The 7,452-nt window shown below is 34.5% G+C and carries 8 protein-coding genes; 4 read left to right on the top strand and 4 right to left on the bottom strand.

Translation table 11 applies throughout. The features are described from left to right. The first annotated feature begins 137 nt into the window (after positions 1 to 137). Positions 138 to 542 (top strand): acyl-CoA thioesterase, encoded by a 405-nt coding sequence (locus tag DCO46_RS07065; RefSeq protein WP_116751856.1) that lies wholly within the window; start codon positions 138 to 140, stop codon positions 540 to 542. Between the two features lie 31 nt (positions 543 to 573). Here DCO46_RS07065 and DCO46_RS07060 read toward each other — a convergent pair whose 3' ends face one another. The 3 genes from DCO46_RS07060 to ribD are packed head-to-tail and all read right to left on the bottom strand — an operon-like array spanning position 574 to position 2,860. After that, positions 574 to 1,206, bottom strand: a complete 633-nt coding sequence (locus tag DCO46_RS07060; protein ID WP_116751855.1) for an IMPACT family protein — start codon at positions 1,204 to 1,206, stop codon at positions 574 to 576. Between the two features lie 9 nt (positions 1,207 to 1,215). Next, positions 1,216 to 1,818: an HAD family hydrolase gene (locus DCO46_RS07055; protein ID WP_116751854.1), complete on the bottom strand. Its 603-nt coding sequence runs from the start codon at positions 1,816 to 1,818 to the stop codon at positions 1,216 to 1,218. Next, positions 1,811 to 2,860 (bottom strand): bifunctional diaminohydroxyphosphoribosylaminopyrimidine deaminase/5-amino-6-(5-phosphoribosylamino)uracil reductase RibD, encoded by a 1,050-nt coding sequence (gene ribD / locus DCO46_RS07050; protein WP_116751861.1) that lies wholly within the window; start codon positions 2,858 to 2,860, stop codon positions 1,811 to 1,813. Before ribD ends, DCO46_RS07055 begins: the two co-directional genes overlap by 8 nt. Before the next feature lie 130 nt (positions 2,861 to 2,990). Between ribD and DCO46_RS07045 the strand changes: the two genes are divergently transcribed. Both DCO46_RS07045 and prmC read left to right on the top strand, forming a co-directional pair. Beyond that, a complete protein-coding gene (locus tag DCO46_RS07045; RefSeq protein ID WP_116751860.1) occupies positions 2,991 to 3,488 on the top strand; it encodes a GNAT family N-acetyltransferase in 498 nt (165 codons plus the stop codon). 75 nt (positions 3,489 to 3,563) lie between these two features. Continuing rightward, positions 3,564 to 4,418: a peptide chain release factor N(5)-glutamine methyltransferase gene (prmC, locus tag DCO46_RS07040; RefSeq protein WP_116751853.1), complete on the top strand. Its 855-nt coding sequence runs from the start codon at positions 3,564 to 3,566 to the stop codon at positions 4,416 to 4,418. Positions 4,419 to 4,468: 50 nt separating this feature from the next. Here prmC and DCO46_RS07035 read toward each other — a convergent pair whose 3' ends face one another. Continuing rightward, positions 4,469 to 5,713, bottom strand: coding sequence for an ABC transporter permease (locus tag DCO46_RS07035; protein WP_165828862.1), 1,245 nt, complete (start codon positions 5,711 to 5,713; stop codon positions 4,469 to 4,471). A 239-nt stretch (positions 5,714 to 5,952) separates the two neighbouring features. Between DCO46_RS07035 and hisS the strand changes: the two genes are divergently transcribed. Beyond that, positions 5,953 to 7,380 (top strand): histidine--tRNA ligase, encoded by a 1,428-nt coding sequence (gene hisS / locus DCO46_RS07030; protein WP_116751851.1) that lies wholly within the window; start codon positions 5,953 to 5,955, stop codon positions 7,378 to 7,380. Positions 7,381 to 7,452: the final 72 nt, after the last annotated feature.

Below are 7,452 nucleotides of genomic sequence, written 5' to 3'. Positions count from 1 at the left end.
GGAGCGATTTTATTCCGAATTTCGGGATAACAAATATGTGAACAAATTTCTGTAAAAAAAAATAATTTGGGGTCTAATTTTATAAAAAAATGTTGTAAGGAAACTTTTAAAAGCTAATTTTTTTTAATATATAAATAATGAAAAAACATCAAACTCAAATTCGTGTTCGTTACTCAGAAACCGATCAAATGGGCATTGTATATCACGGAAATTATGTTCCGTATTTTGAGATAGGACGCGTGGAATGGCTTAGAGATAAAGGGATTTCGTATAAAAGCATGGAAGAAAGCGGTATTGGGCTGCCAATTGTTTCGATGCAGATTAATTACAAAAAATCGGCGCGTTATGATGAGCTTTTAACCATTTGCACGACTTTCAAAAGTCAATCATCTGTCAAGATTGAATTCGACTGCGAAATCTATAACGAAGCAAATGAGTTATTAACAACTGCAGTGTTTATTTTGGTATTTATTTCATTAAAAACGGGTCGTCCGACAGCACCTCCAAATTATATTTTGGAGTTGTTTAAAACGTTAGAATAATTGTTAAATAATGATGTGATTTAATAGTAAATTATATCATTTTTATGTCAATTTCAAACATTAAATCAAAAATGTCGAATATCATTTCGGCATTTTTTTTTCGCGTTTTTGTCACAATTTTACCAATTGGCAATCCTGAATTTTCATCAATTTCCATTTCCTGAGAAATGATGTCCAGTTTCTTTTCTTTGATCACACGCATTACTTTATTCATGTTTTTGTAATCAAAAGAGATTAAAAAATGTACATCAATTGTTTTTTCAACAATCTCAGAAATCTCAAGGGCCATTTGTGCGGTAGTTTTATAAGCGGCAATTAACCCGCCAACACCCAGTTTGGTTCCGCCAAAAATCCGAACGACTACTACCAAAACGTTGGTTAGCCCAAAAGATTGTATCTGGCCATAAATTGGCGCTCCTGCTGTATTGCTGGGTTCGCCATCATCATTTGCCCGGTAAGAAACTTTTGGTGCAGTTCCCAACTGGTAAGCATAGCAATAATGTACAGCGTGTGGGTGTTGCTTTTTTAAAGTTTCGATAATCGGTTTTACTTCTTCTTCGCTTTCCAGGGGAAAAGCATACCCAAAGAATTTGCTTCCTTTTTCTTTAAACAGCACTTCTTCAGATTCAGAAGCTATAGTCTGGTACGTATCGTTATATTCCAAAAGTAAATTTTAAAGTATTTTTTTCTCAAATAAATCGACAACATCTTCTTTACCAACTTGTAAATTCCATACATGAAACCCAAGTGCAGCAGCAGAATCTGTGTTTTCTTTCTTGTCGTCAATAAACAAAGTGCGTTTAGGAGACAGTTCGTGTTTATTGATTAAATATTTAAAGGAATCAGGATCTGGTTTTCTTTTTCCGATTTCAAATGAAAAATAAACCTTTTCAAAACATCGGTAAAAATCACTGTAAAAAGATATTCCGGTCTTGTTTTCAAAAGTTTCGATATGAATAGAATCGGTATTACTTAGTAAAAACAAACGATATTTGCCCGAAAGCATTTGCAGGAACTCTAAACGATACAAAGGAAAATCGGCCAAAACGGCATTCCATGCATCCAGTATGTCTTCTTTAGAAGCATTTGGAAGTTGTTTTTGAAATCCTGCCAAAAAATCATCATGCGAAATTTCTCCAACTTCAAACAAAAGATTCAAACGGTCCAGCTCAGAATTCCACTCTTTCATGCCTAATTTCTGCAATCCCGAAATCGTAGCCTGTTTATCTAAATTGATAAAAATATCTCCAAAGTCAAAAATTATAGTATCAATCATGATTTCTAATCTGTATTAATTCGTCACCTGCAATATTGATTTTAGATAAAATTTTCCCGGAAAGTATTGGGGCTTTTGTTCCTTTTTCAAAAGAAATATTTCCTTTAAAAATTCGGGCTTCATCCCAAATCTTCTGATTTATAAAAATTTGTAAAGTTTGCAATCCACCCTCTATGATAACTGACTGAATCTCATTTTGATATAAAACTTCTAAAATTTGTGGAATTATATTCTGGTTAAAATCTATTACTTCAAAGATAGTGTTTTCTTTTTCGCTGACAATTTCAGATTTTGTAAATACAATTGTTTTAACATTGTCATCAAAAACAGCGCTGTTTTCAGGAATTCTGCTATTTTGATCCAAAACAACTCTGACAGGATTATTGCCACTCCAGTCCCGGACATTTAATTTCGGATTATCATCAATAACGGTTTGTGTCCCCACTAAAATTGCCTGTTCCTTGCTTCGCCAGTTATGAACCAATTGTCTTGAATAAGTATTGGTAATCCAAACCGGTTTTCTGTCCTGATCGTTTTCTTTTTCGGGTGCCAGAAATCCGTCGAGACTTTCTGCCCATTTCAATATGATGTAAGGGCGTTTTTTTTGATGAAAAGTAAAAAACCTATTGTTCAGTTCGTTGCACTCTTCTTCTAAGATCCCGACAATAACATTAGAGCCGGATTCTATTATTTTTTTAATTCCTCTTCCGGCTACTTTTTCATTAGGATCGACTGTCCCTACAACAACGTTGGGAATTTTATGCTCAATGATAAGATCACAGCAGGGAGGTGTTTTTCCAAAATGACTGCAGGGTTCTAAGCTGACGTAGATAGTAGCTTTTTTTAATAACGACTTATCTTTTACAGATCGTATTGCATTGACCTCTGCATGGGGTTCTCCAGCTTTTTTGTGCCAGCCTTCGCCAATGATTTTATCCTTATAAACAATTACACTTCCGACCATTGGATTCGGATAGGTTGTTCCAAAACCATTTCGGGCCAGTTCAATGCAGCGTTTTATATATTTCTCATGTATGTTCACAATGCAAAAATAAGTCATTTTTGAGTTTTTGTGCCAAAAGTTGCCCGGATAGTTGTGAAACAATCCAAATTGTTATGAAACTATCAAAAAAGTATTTTTATTTTTGTATAGATATAATGTAATGAAGGAAATGGAAAACTGGATTATCAGAAGAATTAAAAGAGAAGACAATCAGGCTGTTGCTAAATTAATACGATCAGTTTTTGATGAAATGGAAATTCCTAAAGTAGGAACTGCTTATGCAGATCCTTACCTGGATTTGATGTATGAAGAATACAACAAGCCTCAATGTGTCTATTTTGTTGTAGAAAGTGAAGGTCAGATTATCGGTTCTGCCGGAATTGCGCCTTTGGAAAATGGAGATCCGAAAATTTGTGAATTGCAAAAAATGTATTTTTTACCTCAAACCCGCGGCTTGGGAATAGGAAGTGTCATGATGGAAAAATGCCTTAAGGAGGCAAGAGATTTTGGTTTTGAAAAATGTTATATCGAAACAATGCCGTTTATGCATGCGGCTCAAAAACTCTATAAAAAATCGGGTTTTGAATATTTAGATGCACCGATGGGATGTACCGGGCATAATTCTTGCCCTGTATGGATGCTGAAAGATTTACAAAACGAATTGTAACAAAACTTGTTTCTGTAATACTTATTCGTGGATTGCAATTGGCTTTAGCCTAAAATTAATGCTCAAATACCCAAAATGAAAATCAAACAATATCGCACTCAGTTTATACAGGAATTGTCACCTTTTTATGATGCCTATGAAGCGGAAAGTTTCTTTTACCTGATTCTGGAAAATAAACACAGGTTAAGACAAATTGATCTTGCGTTAAATCATGAGCTGACTTTTAGCAAGTCTGATTTTGTGATATGGGATTCTATTTTGGAAAAATTAAAGAAAGAAGTTCCTATTCAGTATTTATTGGGGAAAACCCATTTCTATGGTTTGGAATTCGATGTAAACGAAAATGTTTTGATTCCGAGGCCGGAAACCGAAGAATTGGTAGAATGGATTATTAATGAAAATTTAAACACTGACAAAACTCAGAAACTTAAAATTCTGGATATTGGAACAGGAAGCGGATGCATCGCAATTTCATTAGCTAAAAATCTCCCAAATGCTGATGTATATGCAATTGATATTTCTAAAAAAGCATTGGAAACGGCTAAGTGGAATGCCTTAAACAACAAGGTAAATGTTACTTTTATGTATAAGGATATTTTAGAACTAGAAGCCTTAAAGTGCAATTTTGACATTATAGTGTCAAACCCGCCATATGTGCGTAATCTGGAAAAAGCAGAAATCAAAAAGAATGTGCTTGATTATGAGCCACATCTGGCACTTTTCGTAGATGACAACGATGCACTGGTTTTTTACAGGAAAATTGCTTTACTGGCACAGAAAAACCTGTTAGAAAAAGGACAGCTGTATTTTGAAATTAACCAGTATCTGGGCAAGGAAATGGCCGATTTACTGGAGGAAATGAATTTCAAAAATATAGATTTAAGAAAAGATATTTACGACAATGACAGGATGATAAAAGCTGTTATTTAGGTTTTCAGTCAATAGTTTTGATTTCAAATCTGGCGGCTGAAAACTAAAAATTATTCATAACGTAAAGCTTCAATAGGATCCAGTTTTGAGGCTTTTATTGCAGGATATAAACCTGAAACAATTGCTACCATAAAACTGGTTGCAAAAGCTGCAAAAATAGCTACCCAGGGAATGACAAAACTAAAACTCATTGCCGAAGCAATGGCAAAACCAAGAAGGATTCCTAATACAATCCCAACCAGTCCACCGATCTGACCAATCAGCAAAGTTTCAATAAAAAACTGAAAAGCTACTGTTGTTCTTTTAGCGCCCAATGCTTTACGAACCCCAATCTCACGGGTACGTTCGGTAACCGAAACAATCATGATATTCATTAAAGCAATTGATGATCCTAAAATTGTAATAATACTGATTACCCATGAAGCCCAGCCCAAATATTTTGTAATTCCGAGAATCCTGTTTATTAAATCATCGCTTCGGCCCACACCAAAGTTGTTATCGCGCACCGGACTCAGTTTACGAACTCTTCTCATTACGCTGGTGGCATTGTCAATGGCTTCGTCCAGAAGTTCTTTTTTAGCAACCATTACACTCATGGTATAATTAATGTTTGGTGCTGTAAATAAAGACCTGGCCACCTGAATTGGAATCAGAACACGTAAATCCTGACTGTTTCCAAATGTTGAGCCTTTTTCTTTTAAAACTCCGATAACTTTAAATCGGGCACCGCGAATTGAAATTATTTTATCAATAGGATTAACATCTTTTAATAAACCTTTTTCAAAATCTGATCCGACAACGCAGGAATAAGTGTTGTTGTCAATATCAAACTGATTAAAACTTCGGCCTAAATTTATTTCTAAACCGGAGTTGCTTATAAAATGTTCGTCAACGCCGAGAATTGAAATTTCAGGATCTGTTTTTTTGTCCAGATATTTAACTTCGGCAGTAGAAGTAGCGGTAAAAGAAAGGGAAGTTTCTGTAAAAGGATACTTGTATTTGTTTTTAAAAGCAACGGCTTCAGGATACGATATAATCGGATTTATGATTTCGCGTTCATTTCCGCCACGATTTTTCAGGTTGTTTTCGTATTGGTTGATATTAAAGGTATTTGCTCCCATTGAAGCAAAATTGGTAGAAATCGTGTTTTCTAATGCCGTTACAACAGTCAGGATTCCGACAAGGGCAGTAATTCCGATAGCAATAATTAAAACGGTAAGAATCGTTCGCAATATTTGTGTTTTGATGGAACCAAACGCAATCCGGATATTTTCTTTGAATAATTTTAGCATCATGACCAATTTGTCACGAAAATACGGTTTTTGTTACAACTTTGTTTTTGAACTCGTATTATTTATTTTAAAAAGTAAGATATTTGCAAACTTAAATTAAGTCGAAAGTTGGAAAGTCATAAAGTCGAAAGTCTGAAAATCCAACAGTCTAAAAGAATCAGAAATAAATTAATTTTAAATGTTTTAAGTTTTAGCTCTCAAAGAAATCTAAAATCTAAAATCAACAATCTAAAATAAAAAAAATGGCTTCAAAACCAAGCATTCCACAAGGGACAAGAGATTTTTCACCTGCAGAGGTATCAAAACGTCAATATATTATTCAAACCATAAAAAGTAATTTTGAGAAATTTGGTTTTCAGCCAATCGAAACACCTTCGTTTGAAAATTCAGATACCTTAATGGGGAAATATGGAGAAGAAGGGGATCGTCTGATTTTTAAAATATTAAACTCGGGTAATTTTTTCTTCAATAAAACAAAAATTGAATTACCGGAATCTTTGGAACAACTGCAATTAAATTCTGCGGAAACAATTGATATTAATCAAAGAATAGAACTGAATAAGTTTACAGGAAAAATTTCTGAAAAGGCTTTACGTTATGACCTGACTGTTCCGTTTGCAAGATACGTGGTACAACATCAAAATGAAATTGAATTTCCTTTTAAAAGATACCAGATTCAGCCTGTCTGGAGAGCAGATCGCCCGCAAAAAGGACGTTACAGAGAATTTTTTCAATGTGATGCTGATGTTGTAGGTTCAAAATCATTGTGGCAGGAAGTAGAACTGGTGCAATTGTATGATACTGTTTTTACCTCCTTAGGTTTAGAAGGCGTTACCATCAAAATCAACAACAGAAAAATATTATCTGGCATAGCTGAGGTTATTGGTGCTTCGGATAAATTAATCGATTTTACAGTTGCTCTCGACAAACTGGATAAAATTGGAGAAGACGGCGTTAAAAAAGAAATGATTGAAAAAGGAATTTCTGAAGAAGCTTTGGTAAAAGTACAGCCGCTTTTTAGTTTCTCAGGAACTTTTACAGATAAAATAAATCAGCTTTCAGAATTATTGGCTTCATCAGAAGTTGGAATGAAAGGGGTTGAGGAACTTAAATTTATTTGCGATAATGTTGCCGTTTTAGGATTATCAACAGCGATTTTAGATCTTGATGTGACTTTGGCCCGTGGACTAAATTATTATACCGGAGCTATTTTTGAAGTTGCGGCACCCAAAACGGTTTCAATAGGTTCTATTGGCGGTGGCGGAAGATACGACGATTTAACGGGTATTTTTGGTCTGAAAAATATGAGCGGTGTCGGAATCTCATTTGGCTTAGATCGTATTTATCTCGTTTTAGAAGAATTGCAATTATTTCCTGAAACTGTAGCGGCGACTTCAAAAGCAATATTTATCAATTATGGTGACAAGGAAGCTTTATACGCATCACAGGCGATTCAGAAATTGCGACAGGAAAATATAAAAGTAGAATTGTACCCTGATAATGTAAAAGTTGGAAAGCAATTTCAATATGCAGATAAACGTTTGATTCCGTTTGCTGTAATTGCGGGAGATCAGGAAATTGCATCGAATTCCTATTCTCTTAAAAATTTAGTAAGCGGAGAGCAGGTTTCTTTGGATTTTGAAGGATTGAAAAATGCTTTGTTAGGTTAACTGTTTGAAGCGAAAGTTTTTACCATAGATCGTACGGATTTAAAGGATTTTCTTTTAAATCTCTGCATGAAA

It is taken from the genome of Flavobacterium sp. HTF (assembly GCF_003105115.1).
In the GTDB taxonomy this organism is placed as follows: domain Bacteria; phylum Bacteroidota; class Bacteroidia; order Flavobacteriales; family Flavobacteriaceae; genus Flavobacterium.
The sequence above is the reverse complement of the archived record's forward strand: the minus strand, read 5'-3'. Positions and strand labels throughout refer to the sequence as shown.